The sequence below is a fragment of the Devosia sp. genome, assembly GCF_017744655.1.
Classification (GTDB): Bacteria; Pseudomonadota; Alphaproteobacteria; order Rhizobiales; family Devosiaceae; genus Devosia.
The window spans coordinates 138,383-162,148 of the sequence record NZ_JAGIAW010000014.1 but is presented as its reverse complement, the minus strand read 5'-3'; the positions used below and the strand labels follow the sequence as shown (position 1 = coordinate 162,148).

General features: G+C 61.1%; 21 protein-coding genes. 12 read left to right on the top strand and 9 right to left on the bottom strand.

Translation table 11 applies throughout. The annotated features are described in order from the left end of the window. Positions 1-2: 2 nt before the first annotated feature. Positions 3-998: a dihydroxyacetone kinase subunit DhaK gene (locus J7557_RS20430; protein WP_291422119.1), complete on the bottom strand. Its 996-nt coding sequence runs from the start codon at positions 996-998 to the stop codon at positions 3-5. Between the two features lie 63 nt (positions 999-1,061). Next, on the bottom strand, positions 1,062-1,997 hold the full coding sequence (locus J7557_RS20425) for a dihydrodipicolinate synthase family protein (protein ID WP_291422117.1): 936 nt from the start codon (positions 1,995-1,997) through the stop codon (positions 1,062-1,064). 299 nt (positions 1,998-2,296) lie between these two features. Between J7557_RS20425 and J7557_RS20420 the strand changes: the two genes are divergently transcribed. The 9 genes from J7557_RS20420 (at position 2,297) to mgrA (ending at position 13,588) form a co-directional block, all read left to right on the top strand. Further along, positions 2,297-3,256: a tripartite tricarboxylate transporter substrate binding protein gene (locus J7557_RS20420; RefSeq protein WP_291422115.1), complete on the top strand. Its 960-nt coding sequence runs from the start codon at positions 2,297-2,299 to the stop codon at positions 3,254-3,256. Between the two features lie 161 nt (positions 3,257-3,417). Beyond that, the gene (locus J7557_RS20415) at positions 3,418-3,870 is read left to right on the top strand and encodes a tripartite tricarboxylate transporter TctB family protein (protein ID WP_291422113.1); all 453 of its coding nucleotides are present in this window, start codon (positions 3,418-3,420) and stop codon (positions 3,868-3,870) included. 6 nt (positions 3,871-3,876) lie between these two features. After that, a complete protein-coding gene (locus J7557_RS20410; RefSeq protein WP_291422111.1) occupies positions 3,877-5,379 on the top strand; it encodes a tripartite tricarboxylate transporter permease in 1,503 nt (500 codons plus the stop codon). A gap of 1,042 nt (positions 5,380-6,421) precedes the next feature. Then, positions 6,422-7,348, top strand: coding sequence for a dihydrodipicolinate synthase family protein (locus J7557_RS20405; RefSeq protein ID WP_291422109.1), 927 nt, complete (start codon positions 6,422-6,424; stop codon positions 7,346-7,348). Between the two features lie 81 nt (positions 7,349-7,429). Further along, positions 7,430-8,944, top strand: a complete 1,515-nt coding sequence (locus tag J7557_RS20400) for an ABC transporter substrate-binding protein (RefSeq protein WP_291422108.1) — start codon at positions 7,430-7,432, stop codon at positions 8,942-8,944. Between the two features lie 68 nt (positions 8,945-9,012). Beyond that, on the top strand, positions 9,013-9,954 hold the full coding sequence (locus J7557_RS20395) for an ABC transporter permease (protein ID WP_291422106.1): 942 nt from the start codon (positions 9,013-9,015) through the stop codon (positions 9,952-9,954). Next, positions 9,951-11,744 carry a dipeptide/oligopeptide/nickel ABC transporter permease/ATP-binding protein gene (locus J7557_RS20390; RefSeq protein ID WP_291422102.1) on the top strand — a complete coding sequence of 598 codons (1,794 nt, stop codon included), beginning with the start codon at positions 9,951-9,953 and terminating at the stop codon, positions 11,742-11,744. Before J7557_RS20395 ends, J7557_RS20390 begins: the two co-directional genes overlap by 4 nt. Then, positions 11,741-12,568: an ATP-binding cassette domain-containing protein gene (locus J7557_RS20385; RefSeq protein ID WP_291422100.1), complete on the top strand. Its 828-nt coding sequence runs from the start codon at positions 11,741-11,743 to the stop codon at positions 12,566-12,568. Before J7557_RS20390 ends, J7557_RS20385 begins: the two co-directional genes overlap by 4 nt. A gap of 24 nt (positions 12,569-12,592) precedes the next feature. Then, positions 12,593-13,588: an L-glyceraldehyde 3-phosphate reductase gene (mgrA, locus tag J7557_RS20380; RefSeq protein ID WP_291422098.1), complete on the top strand. Its 996-nt coding sequence runs from the start codon at positions 12,593-12,595 to the stop codon at positions 13,586-13,588. Here the strand turns inward: mgrA and J7557_RS20375 are convergent. From J7557_RS20375 to J7557_RS20345, 7 genes are all read right to left on the bottom strand, one after another. Further along, on the bottom strand, positions 13,585-15,222 hold the full coding sequence (locus tag J7557_RS20375; RefSeq protein ID WP_291422096.1) for an IclR family transcriptional regulator C-terminal domain-containing protein: 1,638 nt from the start codon (positions 15,220-15,222) through the stop codon (positions 13,585-13,587). The genes mgrA and J7557_RS20375 overlap by 4 nt on opposite strands. A 172-nt stretch (positions 15,223-15,394) precedes the next feature. Continuing rightward, a complete protein-coding gene (locus J7557_RS20370) occupies positions 15,395-16,153 on the bottom strand; it encodes a sugar phosphate isomerase/epimerase (RefSeq protein WP_291422095.1) in 759 nt (252 codons plus the stop codon). Between the two features lie 81 nt (positions 16,154-16,234). Further along, positions 16,235-16,714, bottom strand: a complete 480-nt coding sequence (locus J7557_RS20365) for a VOC family protein (protein WP_291422093.1) — start codon at positions 16,712-16,714, stop codon at positions 16,235-16,237. A 67-nt stretch (positions 16,715-16,781) separates the two neighbouring features. Next, positions 16,782-18,029, bottom strand: a complete 1,248-nt coding sequence (locus J7557_RS20360; RefSeq protein ID WP_291422091.1) for an ABC transporter substrate-binding protein — start codon at positions 18,027-18,029, stop codon at positions 16,782-16,784. A 22-nt stretch (positions 18,030-18,051) separates the two neighbouring features. After that, positions 18,052-19,146 carry an ABC transporter ATP-binding protein gene (locus J7557_RS20355; protein ID WP_291422089.1) on the bottom strand — a complete coding sequence of 365 codons (1,095 nt, stop codon included), beginning with the start codon at positions 19,144-19,146 and terminating at the stop codon, positions 18,052-18,054. 5 nt (positions 19,147-19,151) lie between these two features. Further along, positions 19,152-20,084, bottom strand: coding sequence for a carbohydrate ABC transporter permease (locus tag J7557_RS20350; RefSeq protein WP_291422087.1), 933 nt, complete (start codon positions 20,082-20,084; stop codon positions 19,152-19,154). Next, positions 20,081-20,974 (bottom strand): carbohydrate ABC transporter permease, encoded by an 894-nt coding sequence (locus J7557_RS20345; RefSeq protein ID WP_291422085.1) that lies wholly within the window; start codon positions 20,972-20,974, stop codon positions 20,081-20,083. The genes J7557_RS20350 and J7557_RS20345 overlap by 4 nt, the downstream gene beginning before the upstream one ends. 192 nt (positions 20,975-21,166) lie before the next feature. Here J7557_RS20345 and J7557_RS20340 point away from each other — a divergent pair, with 192 nt between their 5' ends. The 3 genes from J7557_RS20340 (at position 21,167) to J7557_RS20330 (ending at position 23,721) form a co-directional block, all read left to right on the top strand. After that, positions 21,167-21,979: an aldo/keto reductase gene (locus J7557_RS20340; RefSeq protein WP_291422083.1), complete on the top strand. Its 813-nt coding sequence runs from the start codon at positions 21,167-21,169 to the stop codon at positions 21,977-21,979. A 156-nt stretch (positions 21,980-22,135) separates the two neighbouring features. Then, entirely contained in the window at positions 22,136-22,579 is a 444-nt protein-coding gene (locus J7557_RS20335) for a VOC family protein (protein ID WP_291422081.1), read from the top strand. A 119-nt stretch (positions 22,580-22,698) separates the two neighbouring features. Beyond that, the gene (locus J7557_RS20330; protein ID WP_291422079.1) at positions 22,699-23,721 is read left to right on the top strand and encodes a LacI family DNA-binding transcriptional regulator; all 1,023 of its coding nucleotides are present in this window, start codon (positions 22,699-22,701) and stop codon (positions 23,719-23,721) included. Positions 23,722-23,766 lie beyond the last annotated feature (45 nt).

Sequence of the window (23,766 nt, the reverse complement as noted above, 5' to 3'; positions counted from 1 at the left end):
GTTCAGCCCACCTTCCAGAAGGGGCACTCGGCGGGAGCCGCAAGCAGGGTTTCGATTTCGTCGTCGAGGAAGCAGAGGCTGATCGAGGCGCCGCCCATTTCCATGGACGTCACATAGGGGCCGATCAGCGGGTTGACGATCGCCAGACCGGCGGCGCCGAGTTGCTGGGCCGCGCGGCGATAGAGGATGAAGAGTTCCTCGAAGGGCGTGGAGCCCAACGAATTGACCAGCACGGCGACGCGGCTCGCGCCTTCGGGCTTTTCCGCAAGGATCAGGGAGATCATCTCGTCGACGAGTTCGTCGGCTGGGCGGATCTTGTGGCGCCAGATGCCGGGCTCGCCGTGGATGCCCATGCCGAATTCGATCTCGTCATCGGCAATGGTGAAATTGGGGCCTGCGGCGCCGGGGATCTGGCAGGAGGAGAGCGCGACGCCGATGGTGCGGGTGCGGTCGACGGCCTTCTGCGCGATGGCGGCAACCTCGTCGAGGCTGGCGCCCTGTTCGGCGAGCGCGCCGGCGGCCTTGTAGGCGAAGATCAGGCCGGCGACGCCGCGGCGCTTCTGGCTCTCTTCGCGCTTGGCGCTGGCGATGTCGTCGGTGCCGAGCACGGTGCGGGTTTCGACCCCGTCCATGGCGGCGAATTCGCTTGCCATTTCGAAGTTCATCTTGTCCCCGCCATAGTTTCCGAAGAGGCAGAGGACGCCCGCACCGCCATTGGCGGCGGCGATCGCGTCCTGGCAGGAATTGATGGTGGGACCTTCAAAGACATTGCCGATGGCGCAGGCATCGAGCAGGCCCTTACCGACATAGCCGGTAAAGAGCGGCAGGTGGCCCGAGCCGCCGCCGGAAACGACGCCGACCTTGCCCCGGCGCATTTTGGTGCTGCGGGCGATGGCGCGACGGTCATCGCCGACGCGGACAAGGCCCGGATGGGCGAGGCAGAGACCGTCGAGCATCTCGTCGACATAGTTGGCGGGGTCGTTGATCAGCTTTTTCATGTCGTCCTCCCAGGCGTCGTGGTGGGAGGCGGGCCGCTTCTGCGGCGGCCCGCCTCAGGTCAATCAGGCGGCCGACTTGGCGCGCACATTGGTCAGTTCGAGAACCGGGCCGAGCACGGCATCGATGGCAGCCTTCTGCGCATCGGTGACGCGTTCCATCGGAGCGCGCGGGTGGAAGAGCGGCAGGCCCTGACGGTGCTGGATGTACTTCACGCAGGCCGGCAGGTTGTCGTGGCGGAGGGCATTCCACAGCGCGTTGAGGCGGAAGTGGATATCCCTAGCGGTCTTGTGATCGCCGGCCTGAACCGCGTCGAAGAGCTTTACGGTGACGCCCGGCACGGCGCAGGTGAGCGCGCTGATGGCACCATGGGCGCCAAGGGCGAAGCTCGGGTAAAGCAGCGCGTCGATGCCGGTGAGGACGATGTTTTCGGGCTTGGAACGCAGCATGAGGTCGGAAACCGACTTCACGTCGCCCGAGGACTGCTTCATGCCGACGACGCCGGGAACGGCATCCATGATGGCGAGCATGTCATCGATGGAGAGGTAGTTCCACGGAATGACATTGTAGATCAGGATCGGAACCTGGGTTTCTTCCCAGATGGCGCGGAAGTGCTCGATGGTAGCTTCGCGGCCCGGCTTGAACAGATAGTGGACCGGGGTCACCTGCAGGGCGTCGATCTTGATGTCGCCCAGCGCCTTGACGCGATCGATGGCCTCGCGGGTCGACTGTACGATGAGGCCGACGACGAAGGGCACGCGGCCGGCATTGGCGTCGTGCGCCTCGATCATGGCTTCGGTGAATTCGGTGGACGAGAGCGTGTGGCCCTCACCGGTCGAGCCGCCGACGACGAGGCCGCGCACGCCGGAATCGATCATGAAGTCGACCTGAGCCTTGAGCGCACCTTTGACGAGGTTGCCCTTTTCGTCGAACGGCATGGAAAGGGGCGGCAGGATGCCCGTCAGGGTGTTGCGCAGCTTGAGCGCGATGGGGTTGCTCATCGAATTCCTCCAAGGCCTGGACGGCCGCCACCATGGCGATGCCAGTCCGAAATTTTTCCACCATACGGGGCGCGATTTGCGCCTCACATTCATGAAATTCCACAATCCGGAACATCATTCCTGCATTTGATAGGAGTGATCGCACTCACGTGTCAACATATTTGGGCCAATTTGCGCAGAAATGCAGATTCTGCGCCCGGGGAGTTGACATGTTAGTTCCGGAATGTGGTACAGAAGTTTGCAATACGGCAAGCAATGTTCGTATGTCGGAACACCCGACTTTACCTGGGAGGACAGAAATGACCCATTTGAAGACGCTCGCTGGCGCTCTTGCGCTCTCGGTCCTGGCAATCGCCCCGGCGGCCGCGCAGTATCCTGACCATGCCATCAACCTGATCGTGCCGTGGGCTGCAGGCGGCGGCACCGATGCCACCGGTCGCATCATCGCGACCCTGCTCGAAAAGGAACTTGGCCAGCCGATCAACGTCATCAACCGCACCGGCGGCGGCGGCATTGTCGGCCACACCGAAATTTCCTACTCGCCGCCAGATGGCTATACGCTGGGCGTGATCACCACCGAACTGTCCATGTATCACTGGACCGGCGTATCGCCGCTCAACTACGAGAACTACGAGCCGATCGCGCTGTTCAACGCCGATCCGGAAGCCGTGTTCGTGCGCACCGACGGCCCCTCGATCGAAGACCTGCTCTCTGAAATCCGCGCCAATCCCGGTTCCGTGAAGGCTTCCGGTGCCAATCTCGGCGGTATGGCGCATCTGGGTTGGGCAGGCGTGCTCGTGACCAACGAGATCGATCCGGCGGCTGCCCCCTGGGTCCCCTCGGAAGGAGCCTCGGCCAGCCTCCAGCTGCTTGCCTCCGGCGCCATTGGCGTCGTTACCACCACGATGCCCGACGCGCGTCCCATGGTCGATGCTGGTGAAGTCAAGCCGCTGATTGTAGCCGCCAACGAGCGTGTTGCAGCTGCCCCCGATGTGCCGACTGCCGAAGAAGCGCTTGGGAACAAGTGGGCCGCCTATGCGTGGCGCGGCATTGCTGCTCCGAAGGGCCTGCCGGAAGACGTCAAGGCACGCCTCGCGGAAGCCATGGACAAGGTCGTGAATTCGCAGGAGTTCAAGGACTTCATGGCCCAGCGCAATTTCGGCATCGACTATCGTGACGCCGCCGGCTTTGAGGCCTTCCTCAAGGATGCGGACGAGTCGATCGGCAAGGCCCTGCAGGCCGTCGGCCTCGCAAAGTAAGCGCCCGCTTGCTTCGGCGGCCGGAATGCACCTCCGGCCGTCTTCTTTCCAGAGCGCATAATGGTCCAAACGTCATCGGATCAGGCGCTCTGGTTCTTTCTTTGCGCGGCGGTTCTGCCCCGAACGGCCGCGCCCCAGTCCAGAGCTTTTAGGAGGAGCGCATGAGGCAGTCATTTCCAATGGATAGCGCCCTGGGCGTGGTCTTTGCGTTGGGCGGCGCTGCAATCCTGCAGCAGGCGCTCGCCATGCAGACCCTGCCCGGCATGAATGTAGGCCCCGGCCTCTTCCCCTCGATCGTCGGCGCCGGCATGGCCATCATGGGTGTGGCGCTCACCATCCAGGGCTGGATCGTGCGCGATACGCCCGAAGACGAAGCGCAGCCGCTCGTCACCTGGTTTGCACTCGGCATTGTCGCTGCCCTCGTCGTGGTAACGCTCGTCATGCCCTATCTCGGCTTCCTCGTCGCCGGCACGCTTTTCGCCGTCGTCGTGGTGTTGCTCAGTGGTGGCAAGTGGCTTTCCGCCGTGATCTTCAGTCCGATTGCAGCGGCCTCCATCTACTTCACCTTCACCGCACTGATGCGCGTTCCGCTGCCGCGCGGCATCCTGGGATAATTCACCATGGAAGCTTTTTCTCTCGCCCTCGGCCTCGTTTTCAATTTCGAGACGCTGCTGACCATTTTCCTCGCTGCCGTGTTCGGCCTGTTTGTCGGCGCCATTCCAGGCCTGACCGCCACCATGGCGACCGCGCTGCTCGTGCCCGTCACCTTCTACATGGCGCCGATCCCGGCCATTGCCGCGATCATCTCCTGCACCGCCATGGCGATCACGGCGGGTGACCTGCCCGGCACGCTGCTGCGCATTCCCGGAACGCCGGCCTCGGCCGCCTATGTGGAAGACTCCTATCGCCTCGCCCAGAACGGCAAGGCTGGCCTTGCCATCGGCATCGGTGTCGTCGGCTCGGTTCTCGGTGGTCTCTTCGGCTTCCTGTTCCTGCTGTTCACCGCGCCGATGCTGGCCAAGGCTGCACTGGGCTTTTCGAGCTTTGAATATTTCTGGCTCGCCGTGCTCGGTCTTTCCTGCGCCGCGCTGATCTCCTCGGGTGGCCTCGTCAAGGGCGCGCTGGCGCTGCTGCTCGGCCTTTTCATCGCCCAGGTGGGCATGGACCCGCTAACGGCGACGCCGCGCTTTACCTTCGGCAATCTCGAACTGATGGGCGGCATCAGCTTCATCCCGATCATGATCGGCATGTTCGCCGTGTCCGAAATCATGCGGGCCGGCCGCCGTGCCATGGCCGAAGTGCCGCAGATGAACCTGAAAAACCCGTTCGAGGGGACGATGGCGGCACTGTGGAAGTATCGCAAGAACCAGATGCGGGGTTCGATCATCGGCTCGCTGCTGGGCGCTTTGCCGGGCGTTGGCGGCGACCTTGCGGCCTGGATCACCTATTCGCTGGCCAAGCGCACGTCGAAGGAACCGGAAAAGTTCGGCAAGGGACATCCCGAAGGCCTCGTCGAAGCTGGCGCCACCAACAATGCGGCGCTCAGCGCCTCGTGGATTCCGGCCATGGTGTTCGGCATTCCCGGTGACGCGGTGACGGCCATTGCCGTGGGCGTGCTGGTGATGAAGGGGCTCGATCCCGGCCCGACGCTGATGACGCTGCATCCGCAGAATTTCTATGCGGTGATGATCGTCTTCGCGATCGCCAATATCCTGATGCTGCCGCTCGGCTGGGTGGCTGCGAAATCGGCTCGCTGGATTTTCGAGGTGCCACGCGCACTGCTCAATGCCGCCATCCTGCTCTTCTGTATCGTCGGCTCCTACTCGATCAACAATTCCATGTTCGGCGTCTGGCTGATGCTGGGCGCGGGGATCGTGGCCTACGTGCTCGAGGCGCGAATGATCGCCATTGCCCCCATCATTCTCGGCATCGTTCTGGGGCCGCTGGTCGAGACCAACTTCACCACCTCGATGATGATCGCCGACGGCAACCTGCTTGGCTTCTTCGGCCGGCCCGTTGCTGCCGTGTTCGGCGTGGCTACGCTGCTGATCTGGGCTGTATCGATCTATCGAACCGTTTCTGACGCTCGAAATGCGAGGTTAGAAGCGGCAGGACACGCCTGACCGAGATGTGATGTTCGGGCATAGATCAAAACTCGAAACCGGGCGGCCGGGTACCATTATGGCGATTCCTTCTGCCTGTTATGGTCGCGGCCGCCGCAAACGATAGCTGTGAGGACGCGCAACGTGAGCGGAGGGATGACCTTGCCAGCACGATAGCAGTTCATACCGGCTCGCCCATGTCGGTCGGTAGCGGACTATTCCGAGCAGGCCGATGAGAAAATTGGCGCGGCCGCCTGCGGGGTTCAAAAGTGACGCCGGGAACCACGCATACGGCGTCGCTCAATGCCGGCGAATGTGTTGTCCCGGCACCGCAACTGCATTGAATTAAGTAAGACAGCGATATCCTCAGCCTCGCCAAGAAGAAAATCGCTGCCGGGATAGCTCGGCAAATACCCCGCTTTCGTCAACATGTCGCTCAACGACCTCACGGGCAGTGCCAGCAGGTCACGTCGCCGACGCGTCTCGAGTTCGTTTGGTCAAGACGCTCCAGACGGCACGATTCCATGCGGCTTGAAGATGGGTATTAATAACGAAGTCGATGCGCTTCAGGTGCGATGGACCGGCCATGATGACAAACCTGGCTTTGCACGTCGTCTCAGCCAAGTCGGGAAATGGGAAATTCACTGGATTTGGCCCTGGCCGCTGGAGCAGTGCTAGCTCACGATGGCGCCTTGACGATATTCGGGTAGAGCGCGCCCGTTGAGGCCACGCAAGTTGCGGACGGCCGACGAGCCCCTCAGCAACATCCAAATCGCTCGTCGGTGAGGCGAAAGGGGAACAGTCTGTCACCCAATTCGCCTTCGATGCTACTGCGTCGTTTGGGGCCCAGTGTCCACATCGTGATAACAGCTCTGCGCTTTCCCGAGCGTGCGGCTTTCCTCCCGTGATGGTGCGTGCAAGAACCTTGTCGAGGGCGCGAGGAGCTTGCCTTCGAGGGAAAACCAGAAATCTCGAGTTTGGAGACTGGCAGCGAGAGCATTGCCGGCTGGTGGCGAAGCTTTGTCGTCATTCCCTCAAAGATTGCAAATGGAACGGACACGAGATGAGCAGCGAACATTTGAAAACCAATGCGGTCTGGCCGGTGATGCTGACGCCCATGACCTGGAGCGGCGCAATCGATTGGGATGCGGTGGACCGCTTGACCGACTGGTATATCGAGGCAGGGTGCCTTGGACTTTTCACCAACTCGCGCTCAAGCGAGGTCGAATTTCTAACGCCCGAAGAGCGCGTCGAGCTTGCCGCTCGCGTGGTCAAGCGCGCGAATGGCCGCGCCGCCGTCATCGCGACGGGCACGTTTGGCGCATCGCCCGACAAGGAGATCGCTTCGATCAAGCAGATTGCCGATGTGGGGGCCGACGCGGTGTGCATTCTCACCAATCATCTCGGCTCGCCCGGGGATTCCGAGGCGCAGTGGAGCGGCAATCTCAAGCGCATCGTCGATGGAACCGGCGATATTGCGCTTGGATTTTACGAGTGCCCGACGCCGTGGAAACGCCTCGTTCCAACCACGGTCTACGAATGGGCGGCCAGGACCGGGCGCTTCGTGTTCCATAAGGACGTGAGCCATTCAGTGCCTGATATGAAGGCCAAGCTCGAGGTCTCGCGCGGATCGCCGATGCGGCTCTACAATGGCCAGATTTCCTCTGTCATCGAATCCATGCAGCTCGGTGGTTCCGGCCATTCGGGTTATGCATCGAGCATCGCGCCGGAATTGCTCGTCTGGCTCTGTGCCAATGGCACGCGCGATGATGAGGATACACGTCTTGTTCAACGCTTGATGACGGTCTTCGAGCGCATGATCAATGTCAAATATCCCAGCTCGCTCAAGCAATTGCTCAACGAGACCGGCCGCCTGCGCATGACCCCGTTCAGCCGCATGACGGGTGCCGAGCCGCTGGGCGATCACGAATTCGATCCGCTGCTCAATATGGTTGATCTCATCAAGAGCCTCAATATCAAGACCACTTGAAGAACCGGGGCCCGGCCTGGGGAGCCAGGAACAGCCGGGTCCCCGCCCTCGAAAGGGCAATGCAACAGGAGGAAACTGCATATGACCATCACTCTGTCGTGGGCTGGGCGACCGACGCTCCGCCGCGCCACGCTTGCTCTCTCGTTCATGGGGATGCTGACCGCTGGCGTCTCCGCCGAAACGCTGACCCTGGCGGTTGCGCTCGACAATGGTTCGTTCGATCCGGCCATCGTCGAAAATGGTCCGCGCGCCCAATATTGGGCGGCCGTCTATGACACGCTTCTGCTGATGGAACCGGATGGATCCATCGTCGGTAACCTCGCTGAGAGCTATGCTTACAACGAGGACAATACGGTCCTCACCCTCAAGCTCCGTCAAGACGTCAAGTTCACCGATGGCGCGCCCTTCAATGCCGAAGCGGTCAAAGCCAATGTCGAGCATTTGCGCGGGGGCACCGGCCAGAACAGCTTCATGGTCGGTGCGGTTACCGATATCGTCATTGTCGACGACTTTACCGTCGAGTTGCATCTGTCGGCGGCCAATCCGGCGCAGCTAACCTATCTCACCATGGCCGGCGGCGTCATGGGGAGCCCTGCGGCACTGGGTACCGAAGAGATCATTTCCGTGCCGGTCGGCTCGGGCCCCTATATGCTCGACGTCGCCAATACCACCAAGGGCGCGCAATATAGCTTTGTGCGCAACCCCGACTACTGGAACGCCGAAGCCTTCCCCTATGACGCGGTCGTGCTGATCCCGATGGGGGAAATCACCGCACGCATGAACGCTTTGCGGTCTGGTCAGGTCGATGGCGCGCAGGGCAATGCCCAGACGGCTGCCGAGGCCGAAGCTTCGGGTCTCAGCGTCAACCGTACACCCATCGACCGGCACGGCCTGATCCTTGCGGACCGCGAAGGTGCCCTCGTGCCGGCACTAGGCGATGTGCGCGTGCGTCAGGCGATCAATCACGCCATCGACGGCGAGGGTCTGTTAGCAGCCATTCAGCGCAATCTCGGCCACCACACGACGCAGGTCTTCAATCTCAACAGCGTCGCCTATGTGCCCGAGCTCGAGGACCGCTATCCCTTCGATCCCGAAAAGGCCAAGGCGCTGCTGGCTGAAGCCGGCTATGCCAATGGCTTCGATCTGACCCTGCCGGAAAACCCCACGGTGCCGGCCAATCCGATCATCACCCAACAGCTCGCCGATGTCGGCATCCGCGTGATCTGGGACAAGGTCGTGTCCGAAAACTACGTGACCGAAGCCCAATCCAAGCGCTATGGCGCGTTCTGGATGTCGCTTAGCACCGGCAATCCCTGGTGGGACATGACCAAGCAGATTTCGGCCAGCGGTCCCTGGAACCCGTTCGACAGCGCTACGCCCGAACTCGACGCGCTCCTCGCCAAAGCCCAAGCCGCCAGCGGCGACGAATATACGGCGCTGATGCGCGATGTGAACACCTATGTCACCGAGAATGCCTGGTTCGATATCTGGTACCAGGCGGATGCGGTTTATTTCGCGGCGCCCGATGTGAAGGTGACCATGCATCCGCAAAATGTGGTCCCCTATATCCGCCACTTCGCCCCCGCAACGGAGTAGCCTCCCAGCTACACTGAACCGGAGCAGCCATGGACCATGGCCGCTCCGGCAATCTGAAAGGACGATGGATGACCGGATATGTGATCCAGAGGTTCGCTTCGGCGATGCTCTTGTTGCTGGCCATTACGGCGGTGGCCTATGGCCTGATCTATAGCGGCGGCGCGGAAGTCTCGCGCTCGATCCTGGGCGAATTGGCAACCGACGAACAGGTGGCCGCCAAGAATGTCGAACTGGGCCTCGATCAGCCCCTGCCCATCCAATACGGCAATTGGCTGGCCAATGCGGTTCGGGGCGATCTCGGCCGGTCATGGTTCAGCGCCGAACGCGTGTCGGACGCGATCGCGTCGCGGCTGGGCGTCACCCTCTCCATCGTCTCGGTGGCCATTCTCATCTGTACCGTGATCAGCGTGGCCCTGGGGGCCTTTGCTGCGGTCAGGCGCGGTTGGTGGGACAGGGCAGTGCAGATCGTTTCCGTCATCGGCGAGGCATTGCCTAATTTCTGGGTCGGGCTATTGCTGGTCGCCACATTCGCCATTTCCCTTCGGCTTTTCCCGGCCACGGGCTTCGTACCACTCAATCGCTCGCCGCTTGGCTGGCTAAGCAGCATCACGCTGCCGGTGACGGCACTGGTGATCGGCGGCGTCGCCTCGGCCGCTGCCCAGGTGCGCGGTGCGTTGATCGATGTGTTGAGCCGGGACTATATCCGAACTTTGCGTGCCCGTGGCCTTCCTGAAAACCGGGTCATTCTGCGCCATGCGCTGCGCAATGCCGCGCCGGCCGCCATCACGGTTCTTTCCCTGCAATTCATCGGGATGATTGGTGGCGCGGTGATGATCGAGAAGGTTTTTGCGTTGCCCGGCATGGGAACGCTGGCCATCGATGCGACGGTGCGCGGCGATATACCGGTCATTATGGGTGTCTTGATCACCATGGCGCTGATCGTGGTGGTGGTGAACCTGTTCGTCGATCTTGCCAATGCCTGGATCAACCCGAAAGCGAGGCTGGCATGAGTACAGTGGACCTTGAAGCTGCCACCACGCCAGCCGTTGCCACGGGGCAGGATCGCGCCGTATTGCGCCGCTTCCTGCGCAATCCCCTGGCCGTCATTGCGAGCCTCGTTTTCCTGACTATCGTCCTGTCCGCTGTTTTCGCCCCCTGGCTTGCGCCCTATGGCGCTAATTTCACCAAGCTCGCTTTGGTGACCGCCCCCCCGGGAGAGGAATTCCTGCTTGGCGGGGACGGCGCCGGCCGCGATGTGCTGAGCCGCCTCATCTATGCCGGGCAGTTGACGCTGGCGGGGTCCTTTCTCACCGTCCTCGTGGCGGCGGGTCTTGGCGTCAGCACTGGCCTTGTCGCGGGCTATTTCGGCGGCTGGTTCGATCGTTTCGGCGGGTGGATGGCCAATTTTCTCATCGTGCTGCCGGGCACCATCGTGCTCGTCGCCATGTTCACGCTGATCGGGCCCAATATCATCATCACCATGGTGGTTCTGGGCGTGCTGATCGCCCCGAACTTTTTCCGTCTGGTGCGCAACCTCGTCATTTCGGTGCGGAACGAACTTTATGTCGATGCTGCGCGGGTCTCGGGACTGTCCGATGGCCGCATCATCAGCCGGCACATCCTGTCCGTTGTCCGGGCGCCGATCATCATCATGGCGGCATCGGTCTGGGGCATCGCCATCGTGGTGCAGGCCGGGCTTGAATTCATCGGTCTTGGCGATCCGACGACGCCCACCTGGGGCAGCATGCTGCTCGATGCCTATAACAATATCTATATCGGCCGGCATCTGTTGCTACCGCCGGGATTGATGATCGGGCTGACGGTGGGGGCGCTTATCCTGATCGGCAATGGCCTGCGCGATGCGCTCAATGGCGAAGAGGCCATTATCGTCGCGCCGCGCCAGCGAGTGAAGGACGCGGCGCGGGCGGAAGCGGCGGTGCCTTCGGTTCCAGAAGCTCTCCTTGAGGTGCAGGGCCTGTCGGTGGGGTATGCCGGTCGGGATGGTTCCACCAAGACCGTCGTCAGGTCCGTCGGCTTTACCATCGCGCGGGGCGAGATACTTGGCCTTGTGGGGGAATCCGGTTCGGGGAAAACCCAGACGGCGCTCAGCGTGCTGCGCCTCCTGCCCGAGGGCGGCATGGTCACCGGCGGCGGCATCTGGCTTGAGGGACAGAACTTGGCCGGGCTTAGCGACGCACAGATGCAGGCCATTCGCGGCAAGCGCATCGGCTATATTCCGCAGGAGCCGATGAGCAATCTCGATCCTTTGTTCCGTATCGGCAGCCAACTTTGTGAACCCCTGCAGGTCGTCGGCGGCCTCAGCCGGCAAGAGGCCAGGGGCAGGGCATTGGCTCTTCTCGAGCGCGTCGGCATTGCCGATCCACACCGCGTCTTCATGAGCTATCCGCACCAGATCAGCGGCGGCATGGCCCAGCGCGTACTCATTGCCGGGGCGTTATCCTGTGATCCCGACCTGCTGATTGCCGATGAACCGACGACGGCGCTCGATGTGACGGTACAGGCCGAAATTCTCGACCTGATCCGGGACCTCCAGGCCGAACGCAATCTCGGCGTGCTGATGGTGACGCATAATTTCGGCGTCGTCGCGGATCTTTGTGATCGCGTCGCCGTCATGCGCGGCGGCGAGATCGTCGAGTTGGGCGCGGTCAACGATATCTTTGCGCGTCCCCAACATGAATATACGCGCACCCTCCTTGCCTCGACGCTGGAGGATGCGCCTGTGCGCCCGCCACTCGTACCGCGGCCACCCCGCCGGCAGAACGCAGGAGCAGAGACATGAGCATTATCGCGACTACCAACTTGCTCGAAGTCGATGATCTCACGGTCCACTATGGCAAGTTCCAGGCGCTGAAGGGTGTGTCAGTTACCCTGGCACCGGGTGAAACCCTAGGGCTCGTCGGCGAATCCGGATCAGGCAAGAGCACCCTCGGGCGTGCCGTCCTTGGTCTAGCCGAGGTTTCATCGGGTAGCATCCGGTACCTCGGCCAGGAGATCAGCCGTCTTGATCGGGCCGGGCGGCGTGCGCTGTCGCGCGAAATCCAGGTGGTTTTTCAGGACCCCTATACTTCGCTCAATGCCATGCTCAGCGTTGGCGACATACTGGTCGAGCCCTTGCTGGTTCAGGGAGTCAATGGCGCGAAGGCACGAGAACGCGTGCAGGAACTGCTGGATCAGGTGCGGTTGCCGTCCGATGCGGCGACGCGTCTGCCGCGGGAGTTTTCCGGCGGACAGCGCCAGCGTATCGCCATCGCGCGCGCTCTGGCGATCAATCCGCAGCTTATCGTCTGCGACGAACCGGTCAGTGCGCTCGATCTTTCAACCCAGGCGCGAGTCATCGATCTCTTTATCGAAATCCAGGAACGCACGGGCGTGGCCTATCTCTTCATCTCCCACGATCTGGCGGTGGTGCGTGCCATCAGCCATCGTGTGGCGGTCATGAGCGGTGGAAAGATCGTCGAGCAGGGGCCGGCTGACCAGGTTACCAGCGCTCCCAAGGACGACTATACGAGGCGCCTGCTGATGGCGGCCCCGGTACCGGATCCCATCGCTCAGGCCGAGCGCCGGCGGGCCCGGCTGGCTCAGGCCGGCAAAGTGCCGGCCTGATATCTTCACCAACTGGATCGAACCATGACCTACCTTGCCGCCTCCGGGCGCTATCGCGACATGCCTTTTCGCCGCGTTGGCCGCAGTGGGCTAAAACTTCCCGCCGTTTCTCTCGGCCTCTGGCAGAATTTCGGCGACGATCGGGATTTCGGCACACAGCGAGGCATCCTGCATCGCGCTTTCGATCTGGGCGTGACCCATTTCGATCTCGCTAACAATTATGGCACTCCCTATGGCTCGGCCGAGACCAATTTCGGCCGGCATCTGCGCGACAGCTTTGCTCGATACCGGGACGAGCTGATTATTTCCACCAAGGCGGGTTACGACATGTGGCCCGGCCCCTATGGCGATTTCGGCAGCCGCAAATATCTGCTCGCCAGCCTCGACCAGTCGCTCAAGCGCATGGGGCTCGACTATGTGGACATTTTTTACAGCCACCGCCGCGACCCCGAGACGCCGCTTGAAGAGACGATGGGTGCGCTTGACACTGCGGTACGGTCGGGCAGGGCACTCTATGCTGGGATCTCATCCTATTCGGCAGAGGATACTTTGCGGGCAGCCGCGATCCTGCGCGAAATGGGCACGCCTTTGCTGATCCACCAGCCGTCCTATTCCATGCTCAACCGCTGGGTGGAGCAGGGCGCGCCGAACCTTCTGGACGCGCTCGACGATCTCGGCGTTGGCTCTATCGCCTTCTCGCGGCTCAATCAGGGGGTGCTGACGGATCGCTATGCCGGCGGCGTCCCCGCGCAATCGCGTGCGAGCCGCAATCCGTCTCTCCTGGAGCGAGCAAAGGATGAGCGGGTGGTGGAGACGGTCGGCAAGTTGTCGAAGATCGCGACGGGTCGTGGGCAGAGCCTTGCACAATTGGCCCTCGCCTGGGTGCTCCGAGGCGGACGGGTGACCTCGGCACTGGTCGGCGCGTCGAGCGTCGCCCAGCTCGAGACAAATATATCGGCTATCAACCGTCTCGATTTTTCCGAAGAGGAACTCACGTCGATCGAGACAGTGCTGGGCTAAGCATCGCCCGGCGCATAAGCCATGGCTGGCGGTATGATGCCTTTTACAGGCGTCTTGACCGTCAGCAGCCGCCCGGACAGAGGCGCGTTCTCAAGAACTTCGCGTGCCAGATCCATGCGTGCCGTTGTGACATGCAATATGCCTTCAGTTGCGCTGGAGAAGGCAAGACCGGTCGGGCGGGGCACGGGCAGGGCGATGACGTGGTCGATCTCTCCTTCCGGCGTGAGCCGGGCAAGGCTCCAACCATCGTAGAGAGCGACCCAGAGGCGGTCTTCGGTATCGATGGCCAGTCCATGCGGTTCGCCTGAGGCCTTGGAGATGCGAGCTAATATGCGCGGAGCCCCGGACCCGCGGGACAGCGCATAAATGAGGCCACGCTGAGGAACGGAAGCATAGAGAACCTGGCCATCGGCCGACCAAGTCATATGCTCTACCTGAGCGGCGATGGTCCAGGTTTCCTCGATTTCGCCGGCCTTGGTGATCGAACCTATGCTGGTGCGCGCCTCATGCTCGCAAAAGGTGGCGCCATAGGGCACGCCATCGGCTCGGACGGAAAGGCATGTCAGGTTCTGCAGCGCCTCGAAGTGACGTTCATGACTGCCGCCTTCCCGGTCGACGAACAGCAATGTGCCCTTGGCAAAGGCAATCGCGTGACTGGCCGTGTGCGCCACGGCGTCAATAGCGACCTCTGATGCGAAACCATGGGCCCGTGTGGAGGCATGGCTTGTATGGAGACGCGGCGCGAACCGGTCAGCCCAATGCAAGGCCTGCCGGTGCTCATCCCAGCTGGGTGAAACGCCATGGAGGGCAGGTTCACGATGTCCGCCGTGAGGCACCGGCCAATCGGCGGGAGGTACGGGCGTTGCTACCTGGTTGCGCAGAAGTTGAGAGATATCCTGAGCGACCTGCGCCACCTCCGGCCCGAGTCTTTCGACCCGCTCGCTTGTGACGCGATAGGTGGGGCCGGCAATGCTGATGGCTGCAACCGGCCGCCCCGAAGAGTCGAGCACTGGTGCGCCGACGCAGCGCGTGCCGATCGCAACCTCCTCATCATCAATGGCATAGCCGCGCTGGCGGATGATCCGCAGTTGCGAGCGCAGGAGATCGGGATCGGTAATGGTGTGCTCGGTGCCGCGGCGAAAATTCATGCGGGCGATCAGCGCATCCACCTCGTTTTTCGGCAGGAAGGCGAGGATGGCCTTGCCCTGACTGGTTGAATGGAGCGGCTTCTGTGCCCCTAGCCGATCCGCTCCCTTGTGCGGATGCGGGCCTTCGAATTTGCCCAACGCCAGGACGTGATCGCCTTGCAAGGCGCCGAGATGGGTGGTTTCTCCCGTTATGTCGCGCAGGCGACGCAATTCCAGGGACGCTGTCGTTACCAGTTCGCCCGAAGACCAGACGTTTTGCGCCAGTTCGATGAAGCGGAAACCAAGCGTATAGCCATTGCTGCGGGGGTCGAGCCGCAGAAACCCATTGGCGGTTGCTGCGCTGAGAATCCGATAGATCGTCGGACGAGGCCAGCCGGTCTCGGTGGCGAGATCAGCAACGGTGACATTCCCGGGTCCCTGCCCAACAATATCGAGCAGGACAAAAAGCTTGCGCAACAGCGCCGTGCCTGGAACGAGCTTCTCCACCGCAATACCCTTTGAGAGCCAACATACTCACGCTCCAGTGTGCCAGACACCGAAGGAGAAAGCTGCTTCCTATGTAGGGTATGGCGGGGCGGATTCTCATAATGTGAACGCCGGGCGGGTGAGTAACTAACCCCCCGCCCGCGCACAAAGTCAGCCAATTTGGGCTAACCGGCTAGAGTCCCAACGCCTTGATATGGTCGATCGAACGCCTGGCGAAGCGCTGCCAATCGCTGGGATTGTCGTGCTCGGTCACGATGTGATCGGCTTTGGTTGCCCGGAATAGCGGCACCAGGTTCGCCCAGTCGATGATGCCGTCGCCGGTCGCGGTCCAGCCGTCATCGATTTTGGTGCCTAGGGGCGCGGTGTCCTTGGTTTGGATGGCGATGATGCGGTTGGCATAGCGCTTCAGTTCCTGGGCCGGATCGGCACCAGCCCTCGTGATCCAGCCGCAGTCGATTTCGAATAGGACATCAGGCCCGCCGGCCTCGAAAATATGGTCGATAGGTCGCGTCCCGTCGGGCAGCGGGACATATTCGAAATCATGATTGTGCCAGGCCACCTTGAGACCGTGCGAGCCCGCCTGGGTCGCGCCACGCGCCAGTTTGTGCCCCAACTCCCGCCAGTAGTCCGGCGTGTTCTGGCGCTCTTCTGCCGTGACATAGGGCGGTATCATGACTGTGGCGCCCAGTGTCAGGGCCATGTCGATGAAGCGGTTTGGCTCCGATACGAGGCCTGCCAACGGCATATGAAAGCCGTAGCAGGCGAGCCCCGCATCATCCAGCTGACGTCGGAACAGCTTGGCGTCGGCTTCGTAGGCCGGAAGCCAGGGCTCGATGGCGTCGTAGCCCATGGATTTGAGAATGGGCAACTGATCCGCGAGCGGCGGAAAGTTCCGTGAGGAATAGAGCTGGTAGGCAATTGGATAGGGCATGATCTTCTCGTAGGGCGTGCCGAAGGACGAGGTCGCAGCAGGGCGGGATAATGGGGCTCCACGTCCCCCGAGAGGCAACAGCTACGGCTGAACTTCCTTGTCCTTGTCGAATTCGAGCAGTTCCACCATCACTCCCAGGTCCTTGACCGTGTCGTAATAGGCGTAGCGTCCGTGGCTGCCGTCGAATTCGCCGCGCTGCAACAACTTGTGGCCCTTTTCTTCGAGATAGGCATGGCGCTTGGTGAGGTTGCGGGTGCGGAAGGCGATGTGGTGGCAGCCGGGGCCCTTTTCTTCGAGAAGATCGCGCCAGGCGCTTTTCTCGGGGCCGGGCTCAAGAAACTCTACGTCGATATTGCCGAACTTGAACATGCGGATCTTGCAGCCAACCGCAGCCGGCATGCCATTATAGATGGCCTTGGCCTCCTCCGGCTCCGCGGCCTTGCCGAGCGATGGCATGGGCTTGCCGGTCAGGTCGGCAAACCATTGCGCGGATTTATCCACATCGTCGGTGACGAAGCAGATCTGCATTACCTCGTCTTCATCAAGCAGGCGCTTATCCATTTCAATCGGTCCATTCAAAGGGAGGGAGGCCGGCGGCCCTTGGGGTCGCCGACCCAGGGAGAGGCGGTTAACCCAGGATGGTGTCGTAGTTCTCGTGCATCTGGGCGATGGCGTCTTCGACGGTCATGTTCGGATCGCTCCAGAAGTTGAAGACAACGTTCCAGATCGAATCCTGCCAGTCGGCGTCGGCGGTATTGTGCGGGTTCTGAACCTGCTGGGCCGGATCTTCGAGAATGCGGAGAACCTCGGTCGAGCAGGCATCAAGGCTCTCCGCCGGCGCGTCGAGACGCACTGGGGTTGAGCCCTTTGCCGCTGCGAACTTGGCCTGTTCGGCGGGATCGAGTACCACCGAAGCAAAGTCGAGTTCGGCGGTCTTGATGTCCTCGGCGGTGCCGCCGAGCAGACCCCAGGCGTCAACCGTAACGACCACGGCCTGCGCGCCGGGGATTTCGATACAACCGAAATCGGTTCCGGCGACCTTGCCGGCGCCGAGCCATTCGCCCTTCATCCAGTCGCCATGGATCTGCATCAGCGCCTTGCCGGTGATGACCTCGTTGGTGGTCTCGTTCCAGGGGCGGTTCTGAGCTTCGGGGCCTGCTTCATTGGCGAAGAGGCGCAGGGTTTCGAGAGCCTTGGCGAAGTTGGGATCGTCCAGCGCCGTCGGATCGACCTCTTCGCCATAGATCTTCTTGTAGACGTCAGGCCCGGCAACGGCAGCCACCAGCGCATGAGTCAGATAGCCGACCTGGAACGGCTGGCTGCCGACGGCGAGCGGAGCGTAGCCGGCATCGCGGATTTTCTGAAAGTCGGCGAACATGGCGTCCATCGAGTCCCAGGCCGTGGGGTCGACACCCGCAGCCTTGGCGACTTCCATATTGTAGTAGAGCATGCCGTCGATATGCAGCGCCTGTGGCACCTTGACGATTTCGCCATCGACAGAGATCGAGGCGGCAACGGCCGCGGGCAGCTTGTCTACGATCGCATTGTCATTGAACCACTGGGTCAGTGGAAAGCCGAGGCCCATGCCGGCAATGTCGCGATAGACGCCAGGGTTGGATTCCATGAAGACATTGGGCGGCTGTCCGCCGGTGATCAGGCTCATCAAGTTCACGTTGGAGCCGGTATCGTGTGGAATGGCGATATCGGTCCAGGTGTGGCCCTTGGCTTCGAGCCCCACTTTGATGACGTTGAGGGCGGCGATTTCTGGCGGGGCGGACCAGCTATGATAGATGACCAGGTCGGTCGCCATGGCACCGAATGAGGTGGTGCTCAGCATGAGGCCAGCGACAATGCCGGCAAGTCTCTTGGTAGACATCGTTCTCTCTCCCTATTTATGCTTACATTCGCTGCCCGGTTCGGGCGTCGAACAGGTTGGCCTTGCCCTTGAGGTAGCTGACGGCGACGGATTGGCCGGGCGTCAACTGTGCGGCGGCGCCAGGCTCGACGCGCAGGGCAAGCAATTCGTCTTCGAACTTAAAGTAGGCTGACGCATCGGGGCCGGTACGCTCTGCATATTGCACTGGCACGGTGAAGCTGGCCGCGACCGGGCCGGTTGCTGTCAGCACAAAATGTTCCGGGCGAAGGCCGGCGATTACGTCGTCGCCGTCTCGTGGCGGGCTGGCGAAGGGGTAGTCAGACACATCAAGCCGCACACCAGAGGCAAAGACTGCCTCGACCTTGTCGGCGGCGACACTCAGCTTTGCCTTACGCAAGTTCATGGCGGGGGACCCGATGAAGCCGGCGACGAAAAGATTGGCGGGGCGCTCGTAGATTTCGTCCGGCGTGCCGAACTGCTGGATAACGCCGCCATTCATCACCGCGATCTTGGTCGCCATGGTCATGGCTTCGATCTGGTCGTGCGTCACGTAGACGATCGTCGATTTGAGCTGGTCGTGCAGCTTCTTGATTTCTAGCCGCATCTCGGTGCGCAGTTTGGCGTCGAGATTGCTGAGCGGTTCGTCGAAGAGGAAGACGCCGACATTTTTCACCAGGGCCCGGCCGATGGCGACGCGCTGGCGCTGGCCGCCCGAGAGCTGGCCTGGCTTGCGGTTTAGCAAGGGTTCGATCTGCAGCAACTTTGCCGCCCAAGCGATACGCTTTTCGATTTCTTCGCGCGGCAGCTTGCTGGCCGAGAGGCCGAACTTGAGATTTCCGTGCACGGTCTTGGTCGGATAGAGCGCGTAGGACTGGAATACCATGGCAAGGCCGCGATCCTTGGGATCGAGGTCGGTCACATCGCGCTCGCCGATCATGATGCGGCCATCCGTGACGTCGAGAAGGCCGGCGAGCAGGTTCAGAAGTGTGGTCTTGCCGCAGCCCGAGGGGCCAAGCAGCACGAGAAAGTCACCATCGTCGATAGAGAGGTTGAGATCGTCCAGGACCTTGAGGAGGCCATAGGTCTTGGTGATGTGCTCGAAGCTTACGCGGGGCATTCAGGTCAACCTTTGATGGCGCCGGCGGTAATGCCCTGGACGAAGAGCTTGCCGACGAAGAAATAGATGACGAGAGGGGGAATGGCGGTGAGGAGGGCGGCCGCCATGTTGTCGTTGTAGCGAACGGTGCCGGTCGAGATGGTGATTAGGTTAGCAAGGTTCACCGTCATGGGCTGGGCGCCCAGGCCGCCAAAGGTCACGCCGATCAGATAGTCGTTCCAGATGGAGGTGATCTGCAGGATCAGCACCACGATCAGGATATTGCCGGACATGGGCAGGATGATTTCGAAGAAGATCTTCCAGAACGAGCCGCTATCCATGACGGCCGCGCTCATGATTTCCTGCGGTATATCCTTGTAATAATTTCGGAAAATCAGCGTGAGCACCGGCATGGCCAGCACGGCATGGATGATGGCGACGCCCCAGATGCTGCCATAGACCTTGAGCGTCGCCGTCATCGAGATCAGCGGGAACATGATGATCTGGAACGGCACGAAGGCGCAGATGAAGAGGACGAAAAGGAAGGGGCCCGCCCATTTGACGTTCCACAGCGCCAGTGCATAGCCGGTGACGATGGAAAGGCCGATCGAGAGGACCAGCGAGGGAATGAGGATGGAGACCGAGTTCCAGAACCCGACCTTCAGGCCTTCGCAGCGCGTGCCGGAGCATGCGGTGTTCCAGGCATGGTCCCAGGCCTCCAGCGTCCACACATTGGGCAGCGCGAACATGGCGCCCTCGCGGATCTGGTCCATGGTCTTGAACGAGGTGGTGATCACTACATAGAGCGGAATGCAGAAGAACAGGGCGCAGATGGCAAGGAAGGCGAGGACGGCGATCGAACGACCGGTGATCGCTTTCTTCTTGCGGGGAAAATAGGGCGCGCTGCGGACGGCAACTTCGGCGCCGAGGGCCTTTTGCGTGGCGGTGAGATCGGTCATCCACGTGCTCCCGAACGGCGTTGTTGCCAGGCGGTGAGCAGCACTAGCGGCAGGAAGATAACGGCGGTGATCAGCAGCATCACAACGGCGGCGGCCGAGGCAAAGCCGAGATTGCCCTTGGCCGAGAGCGCCTGGATGGTGAAATAGGCTGGCACATAGGTCGATTGGCCCGGGCCGCCATTGGTCATGGCGACGATGACGTCATAGGCCTTGATAACGCCCAGCGAGAGCAGAATGGCGCAGGTGATGAAGGTGAACTTCATCATGGGAATGATGATCTCGGTATAGAGCTTGAATAGACCCACGCCATCGAGGCGCGCGGCGCTCCAGATTTCCGAATTGATGGATTTGAGGCCTGCCAGCATCAGCGCCATGTAGAAACCAGCGCTCTGCCAGACCGAGGCGAGAATGACGCCGTACATGGCGGTTTCCGGGCGCGCCAGCCAACTGGCATTGACCCAGGTTAGGCCAATGGAATGGATGAAATGCTCGGCGCCCAGTTCGGGATTGAAAATCCAGCGCCATGCCGCGCCGGTAACGATCAGCGAGATGGCGAGGGGATAGAGAAACACCGTCCGGAATAGGCTTTCCCCGCGCTTTTCTCGATCGATCATGGCGGCGAGGATGAAGCCGAAGACGATGGCGAGAGCGCTGCCGAGGCCCAGCACGATCAGGTTTTGCAACGAGATCATCCAGGCGTCGTCCTTGAACAGGCGCTCGTATTGCCGGCCCCAGTCGGTCCAGTCGATCTCGTATTCCGGCAGGCGCCGGCTGCGCGTCAGGGACAGGTAGATCGTCCACAGGATGGCGCCAATGAAGGCGACCAAGGTCACCAGGCCAGCCGGCATCAATGCCAGCTGGGGTGACCATCGGCTCCACCGAAAGGTCATGCTTGTCCTCCCTTGCACGTCGCGGCGGATTGTTCCGCTCTTCGTCGTGACAGCTCTTGCGGGCAGTATTATCGTTAAACTAGGGTCATGCCGGACGATCCGTCAATAGTCTTTTCGCTTGCCGGATGGGTGTTTTGATCGACTGATGGAGCGAGTTCGTCGTCAGGGATCTCGGTTGGAGGAGATAAAAATATGAAAAATCAATATGATATACCGCAAATGGGCTTCGGTACCTATGCGCGAAAAGGAGGCGATGGCATCGAGGCGATGCTGATAGCGCTCGAGACGGGTTATCGACATCTTGATACTGCGCAGGATTATGGGACCGAGGCGGAGGTTGGTCAGGCCGTGCAGCGATCAGGCCTCAATCGCGCTGATGTCTTCATTACCACCAAGATTGCCACCGGAAATCTGGGAGCCGGTGCGTTGATTTCATCGCTGCGGCAGAGTCTTGATAATCTGCAAATGGACCAGCTTGACCTGACGCTCATCCACTGGCCATCCCCGAACAACGCCGTACCGTTGGCGGTCTATATCGAGCAATTGGCCGAAGCGCATGAACTGGGGCTGACCCGCCTGATCGGCGTTTCCAACTTCACCATTGCCATGCTTGAAGAGGCTCAGGCCATTCTCGGTGACCTCAAGATTGCCAACAACCAGTTCGAGCTGAATCCGCTGCTTCAGAACAAAAAACTTGCAAACTATTGTATTAAAAAAGGAATTTCTGTCACTTGTTATCTGCCGATTGCCCGCGGCATTCTGGGCGCCGTGCCGGAGATTGCCCAAATCGCCGCCCGCCATGGCGCGACGCCGGAGCAGGTGGCTTTGGCCTTCGAGTTTGCCAAAGGCTATATCGCCATCCCTACATCGAGCCGGGCAGACCGCATCCGCTCCAATTATCTCGCCACTAAACTCGTACTTTCCGCCGCTGATATTGCGACGATCGAAACGGTGGATCGTGGGCAGCGCGTCATCGACCCGGCCTGGGGGCCGGACTGGGATTGAGCGCCTCGGCGGCTGTTGACAACGCCGCGACTTGGGATAATAGCTTGTCGTATTAACGTTCCTACTAGGTCGCCCATACTGACATATCGGGCGGTCCGCTGGTCCCTTGCCGGCGGAAAGGATCAGCTATGGCCGCAATGTCGGCGTGGAGGAATTATGAAGGGCATTACCAGCCTCGGGCACATCGCCATCAACGTGGTCGATCTCGAAAAGTCGCTCGATTACTATGTCAACAAGCTCGGCTTCCCCGAAATGCTGCGGCTCAAGCGTGACGATGGCGAGACATGGCTCGTCTATCTGCGCATCACCGACGAGCAATATCTGGAAATCTTCCCCGGCGCCGAAAATGATCGCGCTCCGGCGAGCTGGCACACCAATGGCATGACCCATATGTGCTGGACCATCGACGACCTCGACGCCACCTGCGATCGCATCAAGGCCACGGGCATAAAGCTTCTGTCCGAACCCAAGGCCGGGCTCGATGGCAATCGCCAGGCCTGGCTCGAAGATCCAGATGGCAATCGCATCGAACTGATGGAAATGCACCCGGACTGCCTGCAATATCAGGCCATTCGCCGTCTCCACGCAGAAGGCGTCTAGTTTAGAGCCGCTTCTGGTGTGTATTGTCGCCCATGATTTTGATCGTCTCTCGTCGGCCTCGTATATCCGCGTATCGGTCAGTGTTCGCCGCTCACGCAGCATGTCGGTAGGTTGAGATCATGGGCAAATCCACCGTTCGCCTGAAGGATATTGCGGATCGCACCGGCTTCTCGGTCAATACGGTCTCGCTGGCCCTGCGGCAGAGCCCGCGCATTCCCGAAGAAACCTCGATCCTCATTCGCGAGGCGGCCGCAGAGCTCAATTATCTGCCCAATCATGTCGCCAAGTCCTTGGTCAGCCGCGAAACCAAGACCATCGGGCTTGTGTTGACCGACATTACCAATCCGGCCCTTACGCAGGTTGCCCAGGCCGTTGAAACGCTCTTGTCGGAGCGCGGCTATTCCACGCTCTTTGCCACCTCCAACAATGACCTGGACGAGGAAAAGCGGGTCATCGAGATGTTCCGCTCTCGGCAGGTGGACGGCATGCTCATTTACCCGCGCAGCCACCGCGAACTCGATCATATCCGTCGGCTGCGCCAGGCCAATTATCCCGTGGTGCTGCTGGTGGGGGATCCCGATGCTGGTATCGACGCCGTCTGCATCGACGAGCGTCGTGGTGCCTATCGGGCCGTGCGCCACCTCATCGATATCGGCCACAGGCGCATTGCCATCATCGATACTTCGAATGCCAAGGGAAACCTCGAAAAGCGCGATGGCTATAATCAGGCGCACAAAGAGGCCGGGCTGCCGATCGACAATGAATTGCTGGCCGACCCCTTGGGCAATTCGGTGATCCGCGGTTATTGGGCCATGGATCGCCTGATGAGCATGCAGGTGCGGCCGACGGCGGTTTTTGCGGCCAATGACTCCCTGGCCATCGGCGCGCTGCGCTGGACGCAGAAGAACAATATGCGCGTGCCCAAGGATGTCGCCATCATGGGCTTTGATAATATCGAATTTGCCGAGCATGCGGCGACGCCGATTTCTTCGGTCAAATATGAAGTCGATATGGTGACCGAACTGGCAGTGGAGCGCCTGTTGCAACTGATCGCCGCCCCGGATGGCCTGCCGGAGCCGCGGGTCACCATGATCGATCCAGAACTCATCGTTCGCGACAGTACGGCGGGCAGGGGAGACTAGCCCTCAATCGGGCAACTCTAGGTTTTCGAGGAGGAGACGAAAATT